Source organism: Mycobacterium sp. NGS40, from assembly GCF_059812735.1.
Window position 1 is genome coordinate 190,221 of record NZ_JCALDG010000011.1, and the last position, 21,285, is coordinate 211,505.

20 protein-coding genes and 1 tRNA gene are annotated in these 21,285 nt (G+C 68.4%); 8 read left to right on the plus strand and 13 right to left on the minus strand.

The window, feature by feature from the left end; genetic code table 11:
• Nucleotides 1-11 precede the first annotated feature (11 nt).
• Together AC5Y5O_RS18530 and AC5Y5O_RS18535 are read right to left on the minus strand one after the other, a co-directional pair.
• Nucleotides 12-1,259: a PPE family protein gene (locus AC5Y5O_RS18530; protein ID WP_096290357.1), complete on the minus strand. Its 1,248-nt coding sequence runs from the start codon at nt 1,257-1,259 to the stop codon at nt 12-14.
• Nucleotides 1,260-1,267: 8 nt separating this feature from the next.
• A complete protein-coding gene (locus AC5Y5O_RS18535; RefSeq protein WP_096290358.1) occupies nt 1,268-1,567 on the minus strand; it encodes a PE family protein in 300 nt (99 codons plus the stop codon).
• Between the two features lie 405 nt (nt 1,568-1,972).
• Here AC5Y5O_RS18535 and AC5Y5O_RS18540 point away from each other — a divergent pair, with 405 nt between their 5' ends.
• The gene (locus AC5Y5O_RS18540; protein ID WP_500026623.1) at nt 1,973-2,671 is read left to right on the plus strand and encodes an SIMPL domain-containing protein; all 699 of its coding nucleotides are present in this window, start codon (nt 1,973-1,975) and stop codon (nt 2,669-2,671) included.
• Here AC5Y5O_RS18540 and hpt read toward each other — a convergent pair whose 3' ends face one another.
• From hpt to dacB, 4 genes are read right to left on the minus strand one after another with little or no spacing between them, the layout of a single operon-like run.
• A complete protein-coding gene (gene hpt / locus AC5Y5O_RS18545; RefSeq protein WP_096290360.1) occupies nt 2,672-3,325 on the minus strand; it encodes a hypoxanthine phosphoribosyltransferase in 654 nt (217 codons plus the stop codon).
• Nucleotides 3,326-3,336: 11 nt separating this feature from the next.
• The gene (gene tilS, locus AC5Y5O_RS18550; RefSeq protein ID WP_096290361.1) at nt 3,337-4,296 is read right to left on the minus strand and encodes a tRNA lysidine(34) synthetase TilS; all 960 of its coding nucleotides are present in this window, start codon (nt 4,294-4,296) and stop codon (nt 3,337-3,339) included.
• Nucleotides 4,275-5,321, minus strand: a complete 1,047-nt coding sequence (locus tag AC5Y5O_RS18555; protein WP_500026515.1) for a zinc-dependent metalloprotease — start codon at nt 5,319-5,321, stop codon at nt 4,275-4,277. Before AC5Y5O_RS18555 ends, tilS begins: the two co-directional genes overlap by 22 nt.
• On the minus strand, nt 5,318-6,703 hold the full coding sequence (gene dacB / locus AC5Y5O_RS18560) for a D-alanyl-D-alanine carboxypeptidase/D-alanyl-D-alanine endopeptidase (protein WP_500026518.1): 1,386 nt from the start codon (nt 6,701-6,703) through the stop codon (nt 5,318-5,320). Before dacB ends, AC5Y5O_RS18555 begins: the two co-directional genes overlap by 4 nt.
• A gap of 126 nt (nt 6,704-6,829) precedes the next feature.
• Between dacB and AC5Y5O_RS18565 the strand changes: the two genes are divergently transcribed.
• Entirely contained in the window at nt 6,830-7,318 is a 489-nt protein-coding gene (locus tag AC5Y5O_RS18565; protein WP_096290363.1) for an inorganic diphosphatase, read from the plus strand.
• A 58-nt stretch (nt 7,319-7,376) separates the two neighbouring features.
• Nucleotides 7,377-8,069, plus strand: coding sequence for a hypothetical protein (locus AC5Y5O_RS18570; protein ID WP_500026520.1), 693 nt, complete (start codon nt 7,377-7,379; stop codon nt 8,067-8,069).
• Nucleotides 8,070-8,074: 5 nt separating this feature from the next.
• Here the strand turns inward: AC5Y5O_RS18570 and AC5Y5O_RS18575 are convergent, their stop codons facing one another.
• A complete protein-coding gene (locus AC5Y5O_RS18575; RefSeq protein WP_500026522.1) occupies nt 8,075-9,148 on the minus strand; it encodes a DUF475 domain-containing protein in 1,074 nt (357 codons plus the stop codon).
• A gap of 137 nt (nt 9,149-9,285) precedes the next feature.
• On the opposite strand from AC5Y5O_RS18575, the gene AC5Y5O_RS18580 reads away from it, so the two are divergent.
• From AC5Y5O_RS18580 to AC5Y5O_RS18590, 3 genes are read left to right on the plus strand one after another with little or no spacing between them, the layout of a single operon-like run.
• Nucleotides 9,286-10,581 carry a hypothetical protein gene (locus tag AC5Y5O_RS18580; RefSeq protein WP_096290366.1) on the plus strand — a complete coding sequence of 432 codons (1,296 nt, stop codon included), beginning with the start codon at nt 9,286-9,288 and terminating at the stop codon, nt 10,579-10,581.
• Between the two features lie 13 nt (nt 10,582-10,594).
• The gene (ppgS, locus tag AC5Y5O_RS18585; RefSeq protein WP_096290367.1) at nt 10,595-11,296 is read left to right on the plus strand and encodes a polyprenyl-phospho-N-acetylgalactosaminyl synthase PpgS; all 702 of its coding nucleotides are present in this window, start codon (nt 10,595-10,597) and stop codon (nt 11,294-11,296) included.
• Complete coding sequence (locus AC5Y5O_RS18590; RefSeq protein ID WP_096290368.1) at nt 11,293-11,634, plus strand: DUF2304 domain-containing protein; 342 nt, start codon at nt 11,293-11,295, stop codon at nt 11,632-11,634. The genes ppgS and AC5Y5O_RS18590 overlap by 4 nt, the downstream gene beginning before the upstream one ends.
• On the opposite strand, the gene AC5Y5O_RS18595 is transcribed toward AC5Y5O_RS18590, so the two are convergent.
• On the minus strand, nt 11,631-12,575 hold the full coding sequence (locus AC5Y5O_RS18595) for a GDP-mannose 4,6-dehydratase (protein ID WP_096290369.1): 945 nt from the start codon (nt 12,573-12,575) through the stop codon (nt 11,631-11,633). The two genes, AC5Y5O_RS18590 and AC5Y5O_RS18595, sit on opposite strands and share 4 nt — an antisense overlap.
• Nucleotides 12,576-12,607: 32 nt before the next feature.
• Between AC5Y5O_RS18595 and AC5Y5O_RS18600 the strand changes: the two genes are divergently transcribed.
• Nucleotides 12,608-14,398, plus strand: a complete 1,791-nt coding sequence (locus tag AC5Y5O_RS18600) for a hypothetical protein (RefSeq protein ID WP_096290370.1) — start codon at nt 12,608-12,610, stop codon at nt 14,396-14,398.
• Between the two features lies 1 nt (nt 14,399).
• On the opposite strand, the gene AC5Y5O_RS18605 is transcribed toward AC5Y5O_RS18600, so the two are convergent.
• The 4 genes from AC5Y5O_RS18605 to AC5Y5O_RS18620 all read right to left on the minus strand — a co-directional run bounded on the left by AC5Y5O_RS18605 (nt 14,400) and on the right by AC5Y5O_RS18620 (nt 16,581).
• Complete coding sequence (locus AC5Y5O_RS18605; RefSeq protein WP_096290371.1) at nt 14,400-14,774, minus strand: DUF3060 domain-containing protein; 375 nt, start codon at nt 14,772-14,774, stop codon at nt 14,400-14,402.
• 67 nt (nt 14,775-14,841) lie between these two features.
• Nucleotides 14,842-15,105 carry a hypothetical protein gene (locus AC5Y5O_RS18610; protein ID WP_096290372.1) on the minus strand — a complete coding sequence of 88 codons (264 nt, stop codon included), beginning with the start codon at nt 15,103-15,105 and terminating at the stop codon, nt 14,842-14,844.
• A gap of 117 nt (nt 15,106-15,222) precedes the next feature.
• Nucleotides 15,223-15,298 (minus strand) — tRNA-Thr (locus AC5Y5O_RS18615).
• 65 nt (nt 15,299-15,363) lie between these two features.
• Nucleotides 15,364-16,581 (minus strand): DNA polymerase III subunit delta', encoded by a 1,218-nt coding sequence (locus AC5Y5O_RS18620; protein ID WP_096291408.1) that lies wholly within the window; start codon nt 16,579-16,581, stop codon nt 15,364-15,366.
• A gap of 89 nt (nt 16,582-16,670) precedes the next feature.
• On the opposite strand from AC5Y5O_RS18620, the gene AC5Y5O_RS18625 reads away from it, so the two are divergent.
• Nucleotides 16,671-18,353 carry an adenylate/guanylate cyclase domain-containing protein gene (locus tag AC5Y5O_RS18625; RefSeq protein WP_500026625.1) on the plus strand — a complete coding sequence of 561 codons (1,683 nt, stop codon included), beginning with the start codon at nt 16,671-16,673 and terminating at the stop codon, nt 18,351-18,353.
• A gap of 7 nt (nt 18,354-18,360) precedes the next feature.
• On the opposite strand, the gene topA is transcribed toward AC5Y5O_RS18625, so the two are convergent.
• The gene (gene topA / locus AC5Y5O_RS18630; RefSeq protein ID WP_096290373.1) at nt 18,361-21,183 is read right to left on the minus strand and encodes a type I DNA topoisomerase; all 2,823 of its coding nucleotides are present in this window, start codon (nt 21,181-21,183) and stop codon (nt 18,361-18,363) included.
• Nucleotides 21,184-21,285: the final 102 nt, after the last annotated feature.

Here is a 21,285-nt window from a genome sequence, read left to right on the forward strand (position 1 = left end):
ACCCCATCGCATCACCCTCCCGCCGGGGGGTGAGCGATGACCATGGGCTTGAAACCGTATCGGGGAGGCGCAAAGTGGGCCGCTGCGGCCCGCCCGGCGCCGGTCCCCATCAGCGGCATCCCCCCGACGGCATTGGTCCCGGGTTGCACCGCCGCCGCGGCAGCACCAGCGCCGTTCACCGTCACGACGGCGGGGTTGACCCCTGGCGTAGCTCCCGCCCAAGAGGCTGGAACCGACATGCCTCCCACCGATGCCGCCCGACCCACCGATCCCGCGGCATTGCCCAAGGCCCCCGAAAGTGCTTGCGGCGCAGCCTCAACAGCCCTCGCCGCACCCTCCGCCGCGTGGGCGGCCCCCTCGCTGGCAGCCTTGGCGGCCTGGGGCGCAAAGCCCTGAGCGAGACCCTGGATGTCCTTGAACGAGGTGGTGAAGAGCCGCGTCGGCGAGATCAACCGGATGAACGCGTCGAACGGCGAGCTGGCATCCAGAACCTGCGACCCGGTCAGGCCCTCGAAAAGATCGCCCAGCGGACCGCTTAGCTGAAGCCCATCTCCTTCGGCGTTCATGCCGATCCCTCCGAAATTGAATCCCGGAGCCGCCTGGGCATTACTCGGCGATCCGGCCAGCGACGACAACGTTTGGGGCACCGCGTTTAGCCCCTGAGTGCTACTGCCCGCGCTGTTGCCCGCCGCGTGGGCCACCGCCGCGGACTGGCCGGCTTGCCCGGCAGGGTTGGTCGCGGGCGCTGCCGGCCGGGGCGGCGGCAGGGTCGACGCCGCGGCTGATGCCCCCGCATAGCCGTACATCGCGGCCGCGTCCTGCGCCCACATCTCGCCGTACTGCGTCTCGGTGGCCGCAATCGCCGCAGTGTTCTGGCCGAGAAAGTTCGTCGCCAGCAACTCCATCAGCAACGTACGGTTTGCCGCGACCACCGGTGGCGGCACCGTTTCGGCGAACGCCGCCTCAAAGGCCGTGGCGGCTGCCGCGGCCTGGCTGCCGGCCAGTTCGGCCTGTCCGGCCGTGTTCAGCAACCACTCGACTTGTGGCACGGCCGCGGTCAGCATCGACGCGGCGGACGGCCCCTCCCACGGTCCGTCGGTGAGGCTGGTGATCAGCGACCCGTAGTTGGCCGCCGCGGCATAAAGCTCGGCGGCCAACCCCTCCCAGGCCGCCGCGGCGGCCAGCAGGGGGCCCGAACCGGGCCCCGCATACATCAGCGTGGAGTTGATCTCCGGCGGCAGCTGCGCGAAATCCAACATCTGCTCGCCTAACCGACCACGGTGGCGTTGGCGATTTCGGTGGCGGCATACGAACCGGCACTGATGCCGAGCGTTGCCGCCAACTGCTCCCGGACCACCGCAGCTTGCGCGCTGACGACCTGGAAGAGCTCCGCGTGCGAAGCAAACTGGGCCGCAGTCAATATCGACACCACATCGGCCGCCGCCGGGACCACGCCCGTCGTCGTTGTTGCCGCGGCCGAACTTCTTTCTCGCACCGCCGCATTGACGCCGTGCAGCTCACCGGCAACCGCATTCAGGACGTCCGGCTGTGCCCTCAGATAAAACACATCTCCCCCTCAAAACCTGTTGATTTGCACGAACTTTCAGCAACCGAAGGCCGGTCCCTGAATCGGACGCCTGGAAACGCTAGACGCGACACCTCCGCCAATGACAGCCCCGGACTGGCCAATTCATTACCGAGTCGAAGATTGTTCACAGGGCCAGTCTCATACGCTGCGACTCTTTGTCTTAGGCATGAAAGAGTTTGCAAACCAATATGATTGGAGAGTTGTGTGAATTTTTCCATGCCCGCCCGGGCCGGGGTTATCCTTGCGCGAAAACGATCCGAGGCCCGCAATTTCGCGAGGGCAGAAGCCCCGCGAGCCGGATAATCACCCGCGGCAAGCCGACAAACGGCTAGGGTGCCAGGCATGGCGACCGAACACCGCGCTGAGAGTTTCGTCCGCTACCCGATGGCCGTGGCCACCGCCGCGTTGGCCATTGTGACGGTGTCGGCGTGTGATTCCCACAATGCGGCACCCGCACCGGGAGCGAATCCTCGTCAGGTCACGGTGGTGGGCTCCGGGCAAGTGCAGGGCGTCCCGGACACGCTGACCGCCGACGTCGGCATCGAATTCAGCGCACCCGACGTCACCACGGCGATGAACCAGACCAACGACCGCCAGCAAGCCGTCATCAATGCGCTGGTCGGTGCCGGTCTCGACCGCAAGGACATCAGCACCACCCAGGTGACGCTGCAGCCGCAATACGGCAGTCCCGAGCCCACAATCACCGGCTACCGCGCCACCAACGCCATCCAGGTCAAGATCCACCCGACCGATGCCGCGTCACGAATGCTCGCGCTGATCGTCAGCACGGGCGGTGACGCCACCCGAATCAGTTCGGTCAGTTACTCGATCGCCGACGACTCACAGCTCGTCAAGGACGCCCGGGCGCGAGCCTTCAACGACGCCAAGAACCGGGCCGACCAGTACGCCCAGTTGTCCGGGCTGCGGCTGGGCAAGGTGCTGTCCATCTCGGAGTCGACCGGGGGTTCGCCGGTAGCCGGGGCACCACCGGCGCCGCCCAAAGCCATGGCCACCGCGGTGCCACTGGAGCCGGGTCAGCAGACGGTGAGCTTCTCGGTGACCGCGGCGTGGGAACTGGATTAGCTACTGCTCGTAGACCCTGGGGTCCAGGGTTCCGATATACGACAGGTCGCGGTAGCGCTCGTCGTAGTCCAGGCCGTAGCCGACAACGAAGTCGTTGGGAATGTCGAAGCCCACGTAGGCGATCTCGGCGTTGGCCCGGACCGCGTCGGGCTTGCGCAGCAGCGTGCACACCCGCAGCGAGCGGGGATGGCGGGTCTTGAGGTTGCGCAGTAACCAGGACAGGGTCAGGCCGGAATCGACGATGTCCTCGACGATCAGCACGTCGCGATCGTTGATATCGCGGTCCAGGTCCTTGAGGATGCGCACCACACCCGACGATGACGTCGAGGACCCGTAGGAGCTGACGGCCATGAACTCGAATTGCGTAGGCACCGGGATCGCGCGAGCCAGGTCGGTGACAAAGATCACGGCGCCCTTGAGGACCGTGATCAACAGCAGGTCCTCACCCGTCTCGGCGACGGACTGGCGATAGTCGGTGCCGATCTGCCCGCCGAGCTCGCCGATGCGGGCCTGGATCTGCTCGGTCGTGAGCAGCACAGACTTGATATCCCCCGGGTACAGGTCCACGGGCTGCTCGGGCGTTATCGCCGAGGAGGTCTGGGCCACGCCCACAGCGTGCCATGCCAGCGGCCGAACAACCAACGGCGACGACAATTTGCGGTCATTTACACAGGCTCACGCCGCAACGTGAGCACGCCGTCGCGGCGTCCCGCGATTAACCGCTGGCCGCGCAAATCCGAGCCGACCGCCACCCCGCCCTGTCCGCGCCACGCGGTAACCAGTGCGTCCACCCCGCGGATCTGCTTGTCGGTCAGCCCGGACGCCCCGCCGGCCAGCAGCCAGCCCCGGATCACCCGGCGCCGCACCGGGTCGGCCAGCGTGGCCAGCGCCTCGGCCCGCAGGCCGGGATCGGCCTGCACGCCGGGCAGCGCCTGGGCGGCCAGCGTGTCGATGAACTCGGTGTCCTCCCGCAGCGCCGTCGCGGTGCGGGCCAGCGCCTCGGCCACCCCGCCACCCAGCACGTCCTCGAGCAGCGGCATCACCTCGTGCCGCAGCCGGGACCGGGTGAAGCGGCGGTCGCTGTTGTGCGGGTCCTGCCACGCGGTCAGGCCGAGTTCGAGGCACGCGGCATGCGTGACGGCGCGCCGGACGCCCAGCAGCGGCCGGCACCACGGCGGGTCATACGGTCGCATCCCGGCGATCGAGCGCGCCCCGGAGCCGCGGCCCAGCCCGAGCAACACCGTCTCGGCCTGATCGTCGAGGGTATGCGCCAGCAGCACCGGGCCGAGCTGGTAAGCGCTCAGCGCGGCGTAGCGGGCCGCGCGGGCCGCGGCCTCCGGGCCTCCGTCATTGCCCACCCGTACCCGGATGACTTGGGCGTCAACACATCCCAACGCGATCGCCTGCTCGCGCGCGGTGTCGGCGACGTCGGCCGACTCGGGCTGCAGACCGTGGTCGACGATCAGCGCCGTGGTGGGCCGCAGCGGGGCCGCGACCGCGGTGAGGGCCAGCGAGTCCGGCCCGCCCGAGAGCGCCACACCCCATTGGTCCCCGGTGGCCAGATAGGCCTTCGCGAACGCCTCGACAGCCGCGCGCAGCCGCCCTACAGGACCCTGTCGATCCATCGCTGGGGGTTTTCGATCTCGGCGGGCAGCGGCAGCGTTTCGGGGCCGGACCACACGGTGTTGAACCGCTGCATCCCGACCCGGTCCACCACGTGGTCGACGAACGCCTTGCCGCGGGTGTACTGGCTGAGCTTGGCGTCCAGGCCGAGCAGGGCGCGCATCAGGCGCTGCAGCGGCGGCGGCTTGCGGTGACGGCGATCGTCGAAGCGGCCGCGGATGGTCGCCACCGACGGCACTGCCTTGGGGCCGACCGCATCCATCACATGGTCGGCGTGGCCCTCCAGCAGGGTGCCCAGCACCAGGAGCTGATCCAGCGCCTGGCGCTGGGGCTCGGACTGGACGGCGCGCACCAGGCCGACGATCCCCGACGCGGAAGCGTCCGGGGCGCCGAGACCGCGGTTGCGCACGTACTCGGCCAGCCGGCCCGCCACCTGGCCGAAATCGTCACCGGTGTCGCGGGTCAACAACGCCAGCGCGTCCGACATGTAGTGGGGCAGCCAGCGGTTGGCGGTGAACTGCACCCGGTGCGTCACTTCGTGCAGGCACACCCACAGCCGGAAATCGGCCGGATCGACCCGCAGCTGGCGCTCGACGGCGATCACGTTCGGATACACCAGCAGCAGGCAGCCCTCTTTGTCGGCAAAGAAGGGGTCGTACTGGCCGAGAATCCCCGACGCCACAAACGCCAGCACGGCACCGGTCTGCGCACCGGTGAGCCGGCCGGTGACAAGCCCACGCGGCTTGTCGGCTCCGTTCGTCATCACCCGCATCGAGTCCGCCGCGGCGCGGACCCACTCACCGCGGTCGACGATGCGGGCCGCCGGCACCGCGCCCTCGGTGGCCAGGCCGGTCACGTCGCGCACGAGTGGTTCGGCTTTCGTCGCCGAATTCGCCAGCTCGTCGATCGCCTGACGGCGGGTGTACTCGCTGGCGGGCGGACCGGGCCGGGCCAACCGGGCGCCGACCGTCGCCGCGAACCGCCAGTCGACGGCGGTACCGAGAGTCAGGTCGGGTTGGGGAGTCATGCGCACCCGCAGGTCCACAGCCGGGTGGCCAGGGCGTCCATCGCATTGCGTCCGTTGGGGCCGGCGGCGTTGGAGATGAAGGCGAACGTCAGCACCCGTCCGGTGCGATCGGTGACGACTCCGACCAGCGAATTGATCGCCGTCAACGAGCCGGTCTTGGCGCGCAGCCAGCCGGCCGGTCCCTGATTCGTGGCCTGGTCGAGAAAGCGGTCGGCCAGTGTCCCGCTGCCGCCGGCGATCGGCAGCAGATCCAGCAGCGCGCGCAACGACGGCTGGTCCGGCCCCGCCGCGGCCTGCACCGTGCCGTCGAGGGTCTTGGCGGTCAGCCGGTCGTCGACCGACAGGCCGCTCGAGTCCACCAGCATGGCGCCGGTGGTGTCGACGTGCGCGGTGCTCAATCGGTTGGTCACCGCGTCGACCGCGCCGGCGAAGCTGCGCGGCCGGTTGATCGCCGCGGCCACCTCACGGGCGATGCATTCGGCCAGCACGTTGTCGGAGTGATCCATCATCTCGCCGAGCCGCTGGACCAGCGGCGCCGATTGCACGACCGCCAGCTGCCGCGCCCCGGAGGGGGCCGACGCGATCGTCACCGCGGCGGGATCCAGGCCCAGGGCCTTAGCCAGCTCGCGCCCGGCGTCCAGCGCCGGGGTCTTGGACCGCCGGGAGTTGACGGTGCTGGGCTGGATGCGTCCGGCGTCGATCATCACCGACTCGATCGGCGCGATGTCGCCGTTGTCGATATCGGCGGGATCCCAGCCCTGCGCCATCGTCGGGCCGGTGAACGCCGAGGTGTCCACCTGCACGGTCGTCGGCGTCATGCCGCTGCGGTGAATCTGCTCCACCAGGTCGCTGATGCGTGGCGCGCCGCGGTACCAGGTCGGCACGTCGGGCGGTGCCGCCGACAGCGTCGGATCCCCGGCACCCACCAGCACGATCGGCCCCTGGGCGTTCTGGCTGCCGGCCACCACCCGGGTGCTGATGCGGGCCTGACGATCCAGTGTCAGCAACGCCGCGGCCGCCGTCAGGGCCTTGTTGGTCGACGCCGGCACCAGGGGCACGTCGTCGGCGACCTGCCAAAGTTCCTTGCCGGTGAGGGCATCGGTGATCCGGCCGCCGAGCCGGCCGAGGTTGGGGTCGGCGGCCACCGGGGCCAGCACGGCCGCCAGCGCACCGGCCGAGGGCGTCTCGGCGGTGTCGGCGACGGGCACCATTCCCGGCTTCACGATCGGTGCCCGCGGCGGCGGTACCGCAACATGTGCGCCGCCGCTGCCGTGTCCACCCGAGGTGAAGAAGGTTGCCGCGGCCACCACGGCGGCGACGAACGCCAGCACGGCCAATCCGATGAACACCTGGGTGGATTTCCGCCAGCGAGTACGACCCATCACTCTCCTGACTGTTTGGTCCTATTCTGCCGAATCTGGGAAAACTCGCTCGACTAGGGTGATCCGCGACGAACCGATCTACTCGGGTCCACCCAGAATTACTTCTCTTCAAAGGAGCGTCCGACAGTGCAATTCGACGTGGTCATCGAGATCCCGAAAGGCCAGCGGAACAAGTACGAGGTCGATCACGAGACGGGGCGGGTGAAGCTGGACCGCTACCTCTACACGTCGATGGTCTACCCGACCGACTACGGCTTCATCGAGAACACCCTCGGCGAGGACGGCGACCCGCTGGACGTGCTGCTGTTGCTTCCCGAGTCGGTGTTCCCCGGCGTGCTGGTCGAGGCGCGGCCGGTGGGGATGTTCAAGATGGTCGACGAGGCCGGCGGTGACGACAAGGTGCTGTGTGTTCCGGCCGGCGACCACCGCTGGGATCACATCCAAGACATCGGCGATGTGCCGTCCTACCAGCTGGACGTCATCAAGCACTTCTTCTCGCAGTACAAGGCTCTGGAGCCGGGCAAGTACGTCAAGGCGGCGGACTGGGTCGGTCGCGCCGAAGCCGAGGCAGAGGTCGAGCGCTCCATTGCCCGGTTCAAAGAAGGCGGGCACTAACGCTGCTGGCGTAATTGCGCCCGCCCCGCGCGCCGATTCTCGGTGGCATCCTGGCGAGGTGACTCCGGTGCTGCATTTCGCCGCGAACTTCTGGTGGCTGATCTTCCCGTTCGCGGGTGCGATCGGGACTGGCGTGCGGGCGGTGGTGGCCGCCAACGAGCGCCGGGCGGAGCGACGGCAGGAACGGTACCGGCTCAAACAGCAGGCCAAGATCGCCGTCGCCCAGGCTTCCGGCCGGGCGCACGGCGACGAGGAGAACTATCGCCGGGACCTCACGAAACTGCTTGCCGCACATGACCGTACGGATGCGCGGTGGCTGGAGTACGAGGTCGACGTCGCCAAGCTGCTGGATTTCCCGCTGATGACCAACATGCGCGATCCGCTGACCATCGCGTTCCACAAGGCCAAGCGGCATGCGGACCTGCTGCGGCCGGAGCGGCCGGAGGACTTCGCCGGCGACCGGTCGGCGTACCTGGACTACCGCGACGGGGTCCACGAGTACATCAGCGCATTCGAGATCGCCGAAACCGAGGCGATTCGCCGCCGCCGCAGCGATTTCTCCGTAGACGAACAACAGCGACTGGCCCGCGCCCAGAACCTGCTGCACCTGGCGCAGGACGAGGGTGCCACGCGTGAGGAGCGCCAGATCGCCTACGCGCGAGCCGGCAAGGAACTCGACGGGCTGATGGTGCTGCCGGCGCCCGCGCGGGCCAGCATCGAACGCCGCATCGCCGGACAAATCGAGGCGTAACCGCCCTAGGCGGCGTCGCGCCTGTTGCGCAGCACGCTCCATCCGAACGCCGCCCCGATGAAGACCACGCCGACCGAGGCGGTGGCGGCCTCGGGGATCTCATAGCGCGGCTCGATCGACAGCAGCATGATCACCGACAGCGCGCCGATCGCCCAGTGCGCTCCGTGTTCCAGGTACACGTAGCGGTCCAGCGTCTGCTGCTGGACCAGGTAGACCGTGATCGACCGGACGAACATCGAGCCGATCAACCCCAGACCGAGCGCGATGACGATGGGGTCCGACGTGATGGCAAACGCGCCGGTGACGCCGTCGAACGAGAAGGCGGCGTCGAGCACCTCGAGGTACACGAACAGCGTCAGGCCGGCCTTGCCCACCGCCGCCGGCGGCGCGGTGGCGGCGGCGTCCTCGACATCGGACGGCTGGAACGCCGTGCTCACACCGTTGACGATCAGATACGTCACCAGGCCCAGCAGCCCGGCGGTCAGCACCGTCGCGCACTCGTCGCCGGAGTGAGTCAATTGCGTGCCGACCAGCACCAGCACGATGACGGTGGCCACCACCGAGACCTGGCCGAGCCGGCCGATTCTCGCGAATGGGACTTCAATCCACTTGAGCCACTTGATGTCTCGGTCGTAAACGATGAAATCCAGGAACAGCATCAGCAGAAATATGCCGCCGAAAGCCGCGATCTGGGGGTGGGCCGACAGCACCAGCTTTTCGTAACCGGGCGCGCCGTCCGGGAATTCCAGTGCGCCGTGCGGCGGCGGGTTGAGCGCCAGGTGCAGCGCGCGAACCGGGTCGAGGCCCGCGGTCGCCCACACGATGAGCAGCGGGAACACCAGCCGCATACCGAACACGGCGACCAGAATCCCGATCGTCAGGAACATCTGCTGCCAGAACGGGCTCATTCGCTTGAGCACCGCGGCGTTGATGATCGCGTTGTCGAAGGACAGCGACACCTCGAGGATGCCCAGGGCTACCAGAAGAAACAGGGCATTAAGCCCGCCGTGGGCATAGCCGAGTGCGAGGGCCGCCAACGTGACCAACAGCGAAATCCCGAAGATGCGAGCGGCGGCCATGGGTCCTTCCTAGACAGCCGCTCACAATAGGGCGAAGGTGGTCGCCACCGCCAGCCATGGCAATCGCGCACTTACTATTTTCAAATTGTGGCGAAACTGGCGGTAGCTGGGGGCGGCCGGCCGAAAGCGCCGCCCCGATGACCGAAGTCGGCGGCGCGGCGTCCCCACTGGGCGCCGCCGGGTCCGCGGGAGCATCCGCGGGACCGGTCACACGTAGCAGCATGGCCCGGGTCGGCGCCGCGACAGCCCTGACCGCGGTGTGCGGCTACGCGGTGATCTATCTGGCGGCTCGCGACCTGGCGCCCAGCGGCTTCTCGGTGTTCGGGGTGTTCTGGGGAGCGTTCGGCCTGGTCACCGGCGCCGCCTTCGGGCTGCTGCAAGAAACCACCCGCGAGGTCCGCGCCACCCGCTACGTCGAGGCATTGCCGGGGCCCGAATTCCGCAACCACCCGCTGCGCGTTGCCGCGATGGTCGGCGTCGCGGCGGCCATTCTGATCGCGGGCAGCTCGCCGCTGTGGGGTGGGTGGGTGTTCGCCGAGCAACGCTGGTTGTCGGTGGCGCTGTTGTCCGTCGGCCTGGCCGGGTTCTGCCTGCACGCCACGCTGCTGGGCATGCTGGCCGGCACCGACCAGTGGACCCAGTACGGGGCACTGATGGTCACCGATGCGGTCATGCGGGTGACGATCGCGGTGGCCACGGTGCTGCTCGGGTGGGGGTTGACCGGCTTTCTGTGGGCGACAGTGGCCGGCGCGGTGGCCTGGCTGGTCATCCTGGTGACCTCACCCACCGCGCGCGCGGCGGCCCGGCTGCTGACACCCGGCAACACCGCGACGTTCCTGCGGGGCACCGCGCACTCGATCACCGCCGCCGGCGCCAGCGCGATCCTGGTGATGGGATTCCCGGTGCTGCTCAAGCTGACCTCGAATCACCTTGGGGCACAAGGCGGTGTAATCATCCTGGCCGTCACGCTGACCCGCGCGCCGCTGCTGGTGCCGTTGACGGCCATGCAGGGCAACCTGATCGCGCATTTCGTAGACGCGCGCAGCGACCGATTGCGGGCGCTGCTCGCACCGGCGGCGATCATCGGCGGAATCGGCGCCATCGGGGTGCTGGCGGCCGGCCTGGTGGGGCCATGGCTGTTGCGCGTCGCCTTCGGCGCCTCCTACGACGCCGGCAGCGCGCTGTTGGCGTGGCTGACCGGTGCGGCGTTGTCGATCGCGGTGCTGACGCTGACCGGCGCCGCGGCCGTGGCCGCCGCGCTGCACCGGGCCTACGCGCTGGGGTGGGTCGGGGCCACCGCGGCGTCGGGCCTGTTGTTGCTGCTGCCGCTGCCGCTGGAGACCCGGACCGTGGTCGCGCTGCTGTGCGGTCCGCTGGTGGGAATCGGCGTACACCTGGTGGCCCTGGCGCGCGCCGGGCGCCTAACCGGCTGATCCTGGCTACCCTGTGAACATCGAAACGGATTACCAGGGCGTCTGGATCGTGATTCCCGCCTTCAACGAAGCCACGGTCATCGGCGAGGTGGTCGCCGATGTCCGCTCCGTTTTCGAGAACGTCGTCTGCGTCGACGACGGCAGCGCCGACGGCACCGGCGAAATCGCCCGCAGGGCGGGGGCTCATCTGGTGCGCCATCCGGTGAACCTGGGGCAGGGTGCGGCCATCCAGACCGGCGTCGAGTACGCCCGCCGCCAGCCCGGTGCGCGGATCTTCGCGACGTTCGACGCCGACGGGCAGCATCGCGTCAAAGATGTGTGCGCGATGGTCGACCGGCTCGTCGCCGAAAACGTCGACATCGTCATCGGGACGCGGTTCGGCGGGCTGGAGAGCAGCCGGCCGCCGTTACTGAAACGGATCGTGCTGCAGACGGCCGCCCGGCTGAGCCCGCGCGGTCGCCGGCTTGGCCTGACCGACACCAACAACGGGTTGCGGGTGTTCAACAAGACGGTGGCCGACGGGCTGGACATCACGATGAGCGGAATGAGCCACGCCAACGAATTCATCATGCTGATCGCCGAAAACCATTGGCGGGTAGTCGAACAGCCGGTTGAGGTGCTCTACACCGACTACTCGAAGTCCAAGGGCCAGCCGCTACTCAACGGCGTCAACATCATTTTCGATGGGTTCCTGCGAGGAAGGATTCCGAGATGAACTGGATCCAGGTGCTGCTGATCGGGTCGATCATCGCGCTGTTGATCTACCTGCTGTGGTCGCGGCGCAGCTCGCGGTCGAAGGCCTGGGTCAAGGTCGGCTACATCTTGTTTGTGCTGGGCGGTATCTACGCCGTGTTGCGGCCCGACGACACCACGGTGGTCGCGCACTGGTTCGGGGTGCGCCGCGGCACCGACCTGATGCTCTACGCGCTGATCATGGCGTTCAGTTTTACCACCCTGAGCACGTATATGCGGTTCAAGGACCTGGAGTTGCGCTATGCGCGCCTGGCCCGGGCCGTCGCACTGGAGGGCGCCCAGGCACCGGAGCCGCGCTAGCCGGTGTGAACCTGCCGGAAGAACTCGACCGTGCGACGCACGCCTTCTTCGAGTTCAACCCGCGGGCGCCAGCCCAAAACCCTTGCCGCCGAACTGATATCGAGACAGGACCGCCGCAGATCGCCGAGGCGATCCGGATGGAAATCCGGATCGTCGGGTCCGCCAACGGCTTTGGCGACCGCCGTGTGCAGCTGGCGGTCGGAGGTCTCAATTCCGGTGCCGATGTTGAACCGCTGTCCGCTGCCGGCCGCACCGGAGGCCTTGACGAAGGCGTCCACCACGTCGTCGACGAACACGTAGTCGCGGGTCTTGCTGCCGTCGCCGAACACCTTGGTGGGCTTACCGGACAGCAGCGCCTGCGCGAAGATCGCCACCACGCCCGCCTCCCCGTGCGGGTCCTGGCGCGGGCCGTAGACGTTGGCCGGCGCGATGTGCGAGCAGTCCAGGCCGTACAGGTGCCGGAACGTGTTCAGGTAGATCTCGCCGGCCACCTTGCCCGCGGCGTACGGCGACGCCGGATCGGTGGGCGTGGTCTCGGGCGTCGGGTACTGCGGCGGGGTGCCGTAGATGGATCCCCCCGACGAGGTGTGCACGACTTTGCGGACGCCGGTGCGGCGCGCGGCCTCGGCCAGCCGCACCGTGCCGATCACATTGACCGAGGCGTCGAACTGCGGCTCGGCCACTGAGTGGCGCACGTCGATCTGGGCGGCCAGGTGGAACACCACCTCGGGCCGGTGCTCGTCGAGAATCGCCTCGAGGTCGGCGGTCACGATGTCCGCCTCGATGAAGAAGTGATCGGGATTGTCGGCCAGATGCTCGAGGTTGCGCGCCTTGCCCGACGCGAAATTGTCCAGGCTTACCACCGAATGGCCGTCCGCCAGCAAGCGGTCGACCAGCGTGGACCCGATGAATCCGGCTGCCCCGGTAACCAGTGCGCGCACCGGCCCACCATACCGACCGGTAAGAAATAACCATGCCCGCCGCCATCGCCCGGATGCCGCGGGTCGCCCTCGCGGCGGCCGCGCTGATCGTGGCCGCCCTGGTGATACGGGCGGTGCTGGCGTTCGGCGGCTACTTCTACTGGGACGATCTGATCCTGATCGGGAAGGCCGGAACCGAGGGCCTGCTGTCGCCGTCCTACCTGTTCGACGACCACGACGGCCACATGATGCCCGCGGCGTTTCTGATAGCGGGGGCGCTGATCCGGCTGGCCCCGCTGGATTGGACCGGGCCGGCGATCAGCCTGGTGGTGCTGCAGCTGCTGGCCTCGCTGGCACTGCTGCGCGCGCTGTACGTGATCCTGGGCTGGCGTCGCGTGCTGCTGATCCCGCTGACGTTCGCGCTGTTCACCCCGCTGGGAGTGCCGGGCTTCGCATGGTGGGCGGCGGCGCTGAATTCGCTGCCGATGCTGGCGGCGCTGGCCTGGGTGTGCGCCGACGCGGTGCTGTTGGTGCGCACCGGCAACCAGCGCTATGCGCTGACCGGCGTGCTGGTGTATCTGGGCGGGTTGCTGTTCTTCGAGAAGGCTGCGGTGATTCCGTTCGTCGCGTTCGCCGTGACGGCGCTGCTGTGCCATGTGCGTGGCGACCGAACGGCGCTGCTGACGGCCTGGCGTGGGGCCGCACGGCTGTGGATCGCGTCGCTGATCCTGACGGTGGCCTGGGTGGCGCTTTACCTCGCGGTGGTCAATCAGCAGCGCTGGAGCTCCGACCTCGCGATGACCGGGGACCTGCTGATGCGGTCCATCACCCACGGCATCGTGCCGGGCCTGGCCGGCGGGCCCTGGCACTGGGACCGCTGGGCGCCGGCCTCGCCGTGGGCCACTCCTCCGCCGCTGGCGATGGCGCTGGGCTGGCTGGTGCTGATCGCGGTGCTGGCGCTGTCGCTGGTCCGCAAGCAACGCCTCGGCCCGGTGTGGCTGACCGCGGTCGGTTACGCGGCGGCCTGTCAGGTGCCGATCTATTTGATGCGCTCGTCGCGGCTGACCGCGCTGGAACTCGCCCAAACCCTGCGCTATCTGCCGGATCTCGTCGTCGTGCTGGCACTGCTGGCGGCCGTCGGACTGTGTGCACCGAACCGATCACTGGGCGGGCGATGGCTGGACGCCTCGACGCGACGCGCGGTGGTGACGACGGGCCTGGCCGCACTGTTCGTGGCCAGCAGCCTGTACTCGACGGCGACGTTCCTGGCCAGTTGGCGCGACAACCCAACCCAGCGCTATCTGCGCAACGCGCAAGCCAGTTTGGCTGCGGCCCATGCTAATTCGACTGCTCAACTGCTGGATCAGGAGGTCGATCCGCTGATCCTGCAACGGGTCGCCTATCCGGAGAACCTGGCCAGCCACCTGTTCGCCCTACTGCGGGATAGACCTGAATTCGCCACGGCGACAACGCAATTGAGAATGTTCGACAGTGCGGGCCGGCTGATCCCGGCACGGGTCAGCTGGATTCGGACCATCAAACCCGGGCCGATGCCGCAGTGCGGGTACTTCGCCCAGCCGGACACCCCGGCGCGGATGATGCTCGACGGGCCGCTGCTGCCCGCCGACTGGACGGTCGAATTCAACTACCTGGCCAACAGCGACGGCTCGATGACCGTGTCGCTGCCGGAGGGGCCCGGCGTCAAGGTTCCGGTGCACCCCGGCCTCAACCGGGTCTACGCCCGGGTGCCGGGCGCCGGCGACGCGATCATGGTTCGCGCCAATACCACTGCGCTGGCGCTGTGCATCGCGTCGGGACCGGTGGGTTTTCTGGCGCCGGCCTGAATCACGCGCCGGCCACAAAGCCGCCTGGTCCCCGGATGTCGTTGCTGTGGCCCGGGTTGCTGATTCGCGGGACGCCACCTCCGGGCCCTTTCTCCCAGGTGATGTGGTTCCCGGTGCCGGTGGCCACGATCGCGGCCACGGTTTGCAGATTCACGGTGTTAGCGGTGCCGCTGACGTCGACCTCGCCGCACGACCCGGTCAACGTGACCGTCGAGTCCTCGCCCACGATCCTGATCGGCGATTGATTCCCGCAGTCATAGGTCGCGGCCGAAAAGCTGATGTCGATCTTGGCCGGTGACCCACACGTCAAGGCGATATCGCTTGGCGCCGAAGCAATCGCGGAAAACACCACACCCACGATCAGCACACGAAGCATGGTCAACACTGGCACCGCCCACCGGTGCGGCCGAGGATTTAAAGCGCCGGGGTTTTAATCGCTGCGACTACGCGGCGCTGGGCCCCTGGATCGGCGTGGCCACCGGGTGCCGATGAACCGCCGGCGCCGGGCGGAGCTCAGTCACCGGAGCCACGTCGCGGTCCTGCTGCTCGCGATGCACTTGGCGATAGCTCAAGATCGCGGCGATCACGCCCGCGATCACCAAGGCGAGAGCGAGTACGACCAGAACATCGCCGAAGGCCAGCAGCAGGATGATTCCCGCTACGCCCCACACCGCCTCGCCGAAGGAGTAGTGGACTTCGTTGTGCATCGCGGCCTCGCTTGAAGTAGTGCCGCTCTTTGATCGAGCGACTGCACTACGCAACGCCGCAGCGACCCGGAGGCTGCCCCATCAGGGGTGAAGGTGACCCAACTCACGGTGGGCTGATGGAGCCGCCTGGGGGAATCGAACCCCCGACCTATTCATTACGAGTGAATCGCTCTACCGACTGAGCTAAGGCGGCGCACCCTCAAGCTGGGCGGCACGAGTCTACGGCAGCCGGGCGCGCACGCCCAAAAACCGGCCCGTTCAGTCCCGCAGTTGCTGCCCGATGGTGGCCACCATCGCGTCGACGGCGAACTTGGGCTTGACGTTGACCGCCAGCGCCTCGCGGCACGCAAGCACGGCCTCGATGCAACGCAACAGCCGTTCGGGCGCGGCGTGCGCCGCCAGCGCCGCCACCCGCTCGGCCATGTCCGGATGGTTGGCCCGCACCCCACCCGCGCGGGCCGAGACCACCAGCGCGTCACGGAAGTAGGTGGCCAGGTCGATCAGCGCCCGGTCCAGCGCATCGCGCGAGGCCCGGGTCTGGCGGGACTTCTGCCGCCGCTCGAGATCCTTGATCGCGCCCGCGGCGCCGCGCATGGCCCCGGCGGTGCCCTTACCGGTGCCCCCGGCTCCCAGCGCGGTGCGCAGCTCCTCGGTCTCGGCCTCGGCGCGATCAGCGGTCAGTACGACGGCCTCGGTTTCGGCCGCGGCCACCAGCTCTTCGGCGGCGGCGTAGGCGCGCGCCGGGGTCGCCGCGTCGCGCACCAGTCCCAGCGCCCGCTCCCGCCGCTCCCGGGCCTGCGAGTCGGTCGCCAGCCGGCGCGCCCGCCCCACGTGGCCGCCGCTGACCGACGCCGCCCAGCTCGCCGTGTCTGCGCTCAGGCCGTCGCTGTCGATCAGCACCTGCGCGATCGACTCGGTGGAGGGCGTCACCAGAGCGACGTGCCGGCATCGCGACCGCAGCGTGACCGCGATGTCTTCGGGATCGACCGACGGCGCGCACAGCAGGAACACCGTCGACGGGGGTGGTTCCTCGACCACCTTCAGCAGCGCGTTGGCGGCGCCCTCGGTCAGCCGATCGGCGTCCTCGACGACCACGATCTGCCAGTGCCCGGTCGTCGGCCGCCGCGACGCGGTCTGCACAATCGCACGCATCTCGTCGACGCCGATGGAAAGACCTTCGGGGATCACCCGGCGAACGTCGGCGTGGGTGCCGGCCAGCGTCGTCGTGCAGGCCCGGCACTGCCCGCAGCCCGGGCCGCCGTCGTCCGAAGGGGCGGTGCATTGCAGCGCCGCCGCGAAGCACAACGCGGCCACCGAACGCCCCGAACCCGGCGGGCCGGTGATCAGCCAGGCATGTGTCATAGTCCCGTGGTCCCCATCGCTGTGATCGGGATCACTTCGGGCGGCCCTCGCAGCGCTCAGCAGCGCGGCCTCGACCGCGTCTTGGCCTACCAGCCGCGTAAACACTCCGGACATCACCGGCAACACTAGTGAGACAGACCGACGTCCACCCTCCGGCTACCGTATCGCGACAATTCCGTGATCTTTTCCGACATTTCGCCAGGATCGGGCGACTTGCCGAAGCGATTCAGGGTTACCGGCTAGTCCCTGCTGACCGATACGGTGGGTTGGTGGCAACACCGGGTGCACTGCCCGGGCGAATCAGCGCGTTCGTCCGGTGGGTAGTGCGCACTCCATGGCCACTGTTCTCGCTGAGCATGCTGCAGGCCGACATCATCGGCGCGCTGTTCGTGCTCGGCTTCCTGCGCTACGGACTCCCACCCCAGGACCGTATTCAACTGCAAGATCTGCCGACGCTCAACCTGGCGGTCTTCGCCAGCACGCTGGTCATCCTGGTTCTGGTCGGCGTGGTGGTCAACCTCAGACTGTTGATGCCGGTGTTCCGCTGGCAGCGTCGCGACAACATGCTCGCCGAGGCCGACCCGGCCGCCACCGAACTGGCCCGCAGCCGCGCCCTGCGGATGCCGTACTACCGCACCCTGAGCACGGTCGTCTACTGGTGCATCGGCGGTGTGGTGTTCGTCGTCGCCAGCTGGTCGGTGGCCCGGTTCGCCGCGCCCGTCGTCACGGTCGCGACCGCCCTGGGGGCGGCGGCCACCGCGATCATCGGCTATTTACAATCCGAACGAGTATTACGGCCGGTGGCCGTGGCCGCCCTGCGCAGCGGGGTGCCGGAGAACGTCAAGGCGCCGGGTGTCATCCTGCGCCAGATCCTGACCTGGATGCTGTCCACCGCGGTGCCGCTGCTGGCGATCGTGCTGGCCGTTGTGGCCGACAAGGTTTCGCTACTGCGCGCGGCGCCGGAGAGCCTGTTCAACCCCATCTTGTTGCTGGCCCTGACCGCGCTCGGCGTCGGGCTGATCAGCACGCTGCTGGTCGCCATGTCGATCGCCGACCCGCTGCGCCAGCTGCGCTGGGCCCTCTCGGAGGTACAGCGCGGTAACTACAACGCGCACATGCAGATTTACGACGCCAGCGAGCTGGGCCTGCTGCAGGCCGGCTTCAACGACATGGTCCGCGACCTGTCCGAGCGGCAGCGGCTGCGGGACCTGTTCGGCCGCTACGTCGGTGAGGACGTGGCGCGCCGGGCGCTGGAACGCGGCACCGAGTTGGGCGGCCAGGAACGCGACGTCGCGGTGCTGTTCGTCGACCTGGTCGGCTCGACGCAGCTCGCCGCGACCCGGCCGCCGGCCGAAGTGGTCCACCTGCTCAACGAGTTCTTCCGGGTGGTGGTCGACACCGTCGGGCGCCACGGCGGCTTCGTCAACAAGTTCCAGGGCGACGCCGCGCTGGCCATCTTCGGCGCACCCATCGAGCACCCGGACGCCCCCGGTGGCGCGCTGGCGGCCGCCCGGGAGCTGCACGACGAACTCCTGCCGGTGATCGGCGCGGCCGAGTTCGGTATCGGCGTGTCCTCCGGGCGGGCCATCGCCGGCCATATCGGCGCGCAGGCCCGCTTCGAGTACACCGTGATCGGCGACCCGGTGAACGAGGCGGCCCGGCTGACCGAGCTGGCCAAGCTCGAGCCCGGCCATGTGCTGGCGTCGGCGATCGCCGTCAGCGGCGCGCTGGACGCCGAAGCGTTGTGCTGGGATGTCGGCGAGGTGGTCGAATTGCGCGGGCGCGCGGCGCCCACTCAGCTGGCCCGGCCACTGAATCTTGCTGTCCCGCGCAATGTTTCGGTCCGGCGGCCAAGCATCGAAGAAGTCACCACCGAAATTATGTGATTCCGCGCTAACTGCGCTTGGCGGCCTTTTTCGCCGGGGCCTTGCGCGTGCTCTTCTTCGCGGGACGTTTCGCCGGGCCCCGGGCCCGCCGGTCGGCCAGCAACTCGGCGGCGCGCTCGTCGGTGATCGACAGCACGTCGTCGCCCTTGCGCAGGCTGGCGTTGGTCTCGCCGTCGGTGACGTACGGCCCAAATCGCCCGTCCTTCACCACCATTGGCTTGCCCGACGCCGGGTCGTTGCCCAACTCGCGCAGCGGCGGGGCCGAAGCAGCTTGCCGGCCGCGGCGTTTCGGCTCGGCGTAGATCTTCAGTGCCTCGTCCAGGGTGATCGTGAACATCTGCTCTTCGGTCGCCAGCGAACGAGAATCCGTGCCGCGCTTCAGGTATGGGCCATAGCGCCCGTTCTGCGCGGTGATCTCCTCGCCCGAGGCGGGGTCGACACCGACCACCCGGGGCAGCGACAGCAGTTTCAGCGCGTCCTCGAGCGTGACGGTTTGCAGATCCATGGTGCGCAACAGCGAGCCGGTGCGCGGCTTGGGGCCGGTGGGCTTCTTGCCCTTCTTCGCCGGGGCCGCGTCACCGTCCTCCGGCGGCGGCTCGGGCAGGACCTCGGTGACGTACGGCCCGTAACGGCCGTCCTTGGCCAGGATTTCGTGTCCGGTCTCCGGGTCCACACCCAGCGACCGACCCTCTTGCGGGGTGGCGAAGAGCTGTTCGGCCACCTCCAGCGTCAGCTCGTCGGGCGTCAGCGAGTCGTTGAGATTGGCGCGCTGCGGCTTCGTCTCACCGTCTTCACCGGCGACCGTGCGCTCCAGGTACGGCCCGTTCTTGCCGACCCGGACGTAGACCGGGCGGCCTTCAGAATCATCAAACAGCTTGATGGAGTTGACTTCTCGAGCGTCGATTCCCTCGAGGTTGACACCGACGAGCTTCTTGAGCCCGCCGGCGCGCGCCACCGAATCCTGCACGCCGTGGTCGCCGCCGAAGTAGAAGTTGTTGAGCCAGTTGGTGCGTTGCTCACTGCCCGAGGCGATCGCGTCGAGCTCGTCTTCCATCGCCGCGGTGAAGTCGTAGTCGACGAGACGGCCGAAATGCTGTTCCAGCAAACCGGTTACGGCGAACGCGACCCACGAGGGCACCAGCGCGCTGCCCTTCTTGTGCACGTAGCCGCGGTCCTGGATGGTCTTGATGATCGAGGTGTAGGTCGACGGCCGGCCGATGCCGAGTTCTTCGAGGGTCTTGATCAATGACGCCTCGGTGAAGCGCGCCGGCGGGCTGGTGGCGTGTCCGTCGGGGGTGAGCTCGAGCGCCGCCAGCCGCTGGCCCTCGGTGAGCTGGGGCAGCCGGCGCTCGGCGTCGTCGGCCTCGCCACCGGCCAATTCGTCCACGGTTTCCACGTAGGCCTTCAGGAAGCCGGCGAACGTGATGGTGCGACCGCTGGCCGAGAACACGACGGGCTGGTCGCCCTCCGGGCCCTGGTTTCGCGCGGTGCCGGCGATCCGCAAGCTCAGCGTGGTCCCGCGTGCGTCGGCCATCTGCGAGGCCACCGTGCGCTGCCAGATCAGCTCGTAGAGACGGAACTCGTCGCCGTCGAGCTCACGGCGCACCGCATCCGGAGTGGCGAACGTCTCGCCCGCCGGGCGGATCGCCTCGTGGGCTTCCTGGGCGTTCTTGACCTTGCGGGTGTACTGCCGCGGCGAAGGGGACACGTACTCGTCGCCGTAGAGCTGGCTGGCCTGGGTGCGCGCCGCGTTGATCGCCGACTGCGACAGCGTCGTCGAATCGGTACGCATATAGGTGATGTAGCCGTTTTCGTAGAGCCGCTGGGCGATGCTCATCGTCCGCTCGGACGAGAACCGCAGCTTGCGGCCGGCCTCCTGCTGCAGCGTCGACGTCATGAACGGCGCGTAGGGGCGGCGGGTGTAGGGCTTCTCCTCCACCGAGGCGACCGACAGCTGCGCTCCCCGCAATCCCGTGGCCAGCTGCGTGGCCTGCGCCTCGTTGAGCACTGTGACTTCCGGGGTGCCCCCGACGCCCCTATTGCGCAGCGCGCCCAGCGAGTCGAAGTCACGTCCGGTGGCGACCCGCAGTCCGTCTACCGAGGTCAGCCGGGCGGTGAAGGTAGGCGGCTGCGCGTTGGCGTCGGACACGCTGGCGTCCAGCTGGGCAACGATGTCCCAATACGCCGCGCTGCGAAACGCCATGCGGTCGCGTTCGCGCTGCACGATGATGCGGGTGGCCACGGACTGCACCCGGCCGGCCGACAGCCTGGGCGCAACCTTCTTCCACAGCACCGGGCTGACTTCGTAGCCGTACAACCGGTCCAGGATGCGACGGGTTTCCTGCGCGTCGACCAGGTCGATGTCGAGGTCGCGGGGGTTTTGTGCGGCCTCGAGGATGGCCGGCTCGGTGATCTCGTGGAACACCATCCGCTTGACCGGGATGCGCGGCTTCAGCGTTTCCATCAGGTGCCAGGCGATGGCCTCACCCTCGCGGTCACCATCCGTGGCCAGGTAGAGCTCGTCGACATCTTTCAAAAGGCCCTTGAGCTCGGTGACCGTGCTCTTCTTTTCCGGGCTGATGATGTAGAGCGGTTCGAAGTCGGCGTCGACGTTGACCCCGAGCCGGGCCCAGGGTTCCGACTTGAATTTGGCGGGCACGTCGGCGGCGGCTCGTGGCAGGTCGCGGATGTGTCCTCGGGACGACTCGACGATGTAAGTGGAGCCCAGGTAGCCCGCTAGTTTGCGCGCTTTAGTCGGCGACTCGACGATGACAAGTCGCCTCCGGCTGCCGTTGCCGCTGCTGTCGCGGCCTGTTGTGGGGTCAGCCACCTGCGCTTACGCTCCATCTCTTCTCCCGGCCTCCAATCGAGGCCGCCCTGCAGGAAGAATGACAGGCACACGTCTGAAATTCCGCTGAAATTCAGATACGCC

Coding starts and splice junctions, on each gene's coding strand:
- AC5Y5O_RS18530 (WP_096290357.1), bottom strand. CDS start 1,259: ATGTTGGATTTCGCGCAGCTGCCGCCGGAGATCAACTCCACGCTGATG.
- AC5Y5O_RS18540 (WP_500026623.1), top strand. CDS start 1,973: ATGGCCGTGGCCACCGCCGCGTTGGCCATTGTGACGGTGTCGGCGTGT.
- tilS (WP_096290361.1), bottom strand. CDS start 4,296: ATGGATCGACAGGGTCCTGTAGGGCGGCTGCGCGCGGCTGTCGAGGCG.
- AC5Y5O_RS18555 (WP_500026515.1), bottom strand. CDS start 5,321: ATGACTCCCCAACCCGACCTGACTCTCGGTACCGCCGTCGACTGGCGG.
- dacB (WP_500026518.1), bottom strand. CDS start 6,703: ATGGGTCGTACTCGCTGGCGGAAATCCACCCAGGTGTTCATCGGATTG.
- AC5Y5O_RS18575 (WP_500026522.1), bottom strand. CDS start 9,148: ATGGCCGCCGCTCGCATCTTCGGGATTTCGCTGTTGGTCACGTTGGCG.
- AC5Y5O_RS18580 (WP_096290366.1), top strand. CDS start 9,286: ATGACCGAAGTCGGCGGCGCGGCGTCCCCACTGGGCGCCGCCGGGTCC.
- AC5Y5O_RS18590 (WP_096290368.1), top strand. CDS start 11,293: ATGAACTGGATCCAGGTGCTGCTGATCGGGTCGATCATCGCGCTGTTG.
- AC5Y5O_RS18600 (WP_096290370.1), top strand. CDS start 12,608: ATGCCCGCCGCCATCGCCCGGATGCCGCGGGTCGCCCTCGCGGCGGCC.
- AC5Y5O_RS18605 (WP_096290371.1), bottom strand. CDS start 14,774: ATGCTTCGTGTGCTGATCGTGGGTGTGGTGTTTTCCGCGATTGCTTCG.
- AC5Y5O_RS18610 (WP_096290372.1), bottom strand. CDS start 15,105: ATGCACAACGAAGTCCACTACTCCTTCGGCGAGGCGGTGTGGGGCGTA.
- AC5Y5O_RS18620 (WP_096291408.1), bottom strand. CDS start 16,581: ATGTCCGGAGTGTTTACGCGGCTGGTAGGCCAAGACGCGGTCGAGGCC.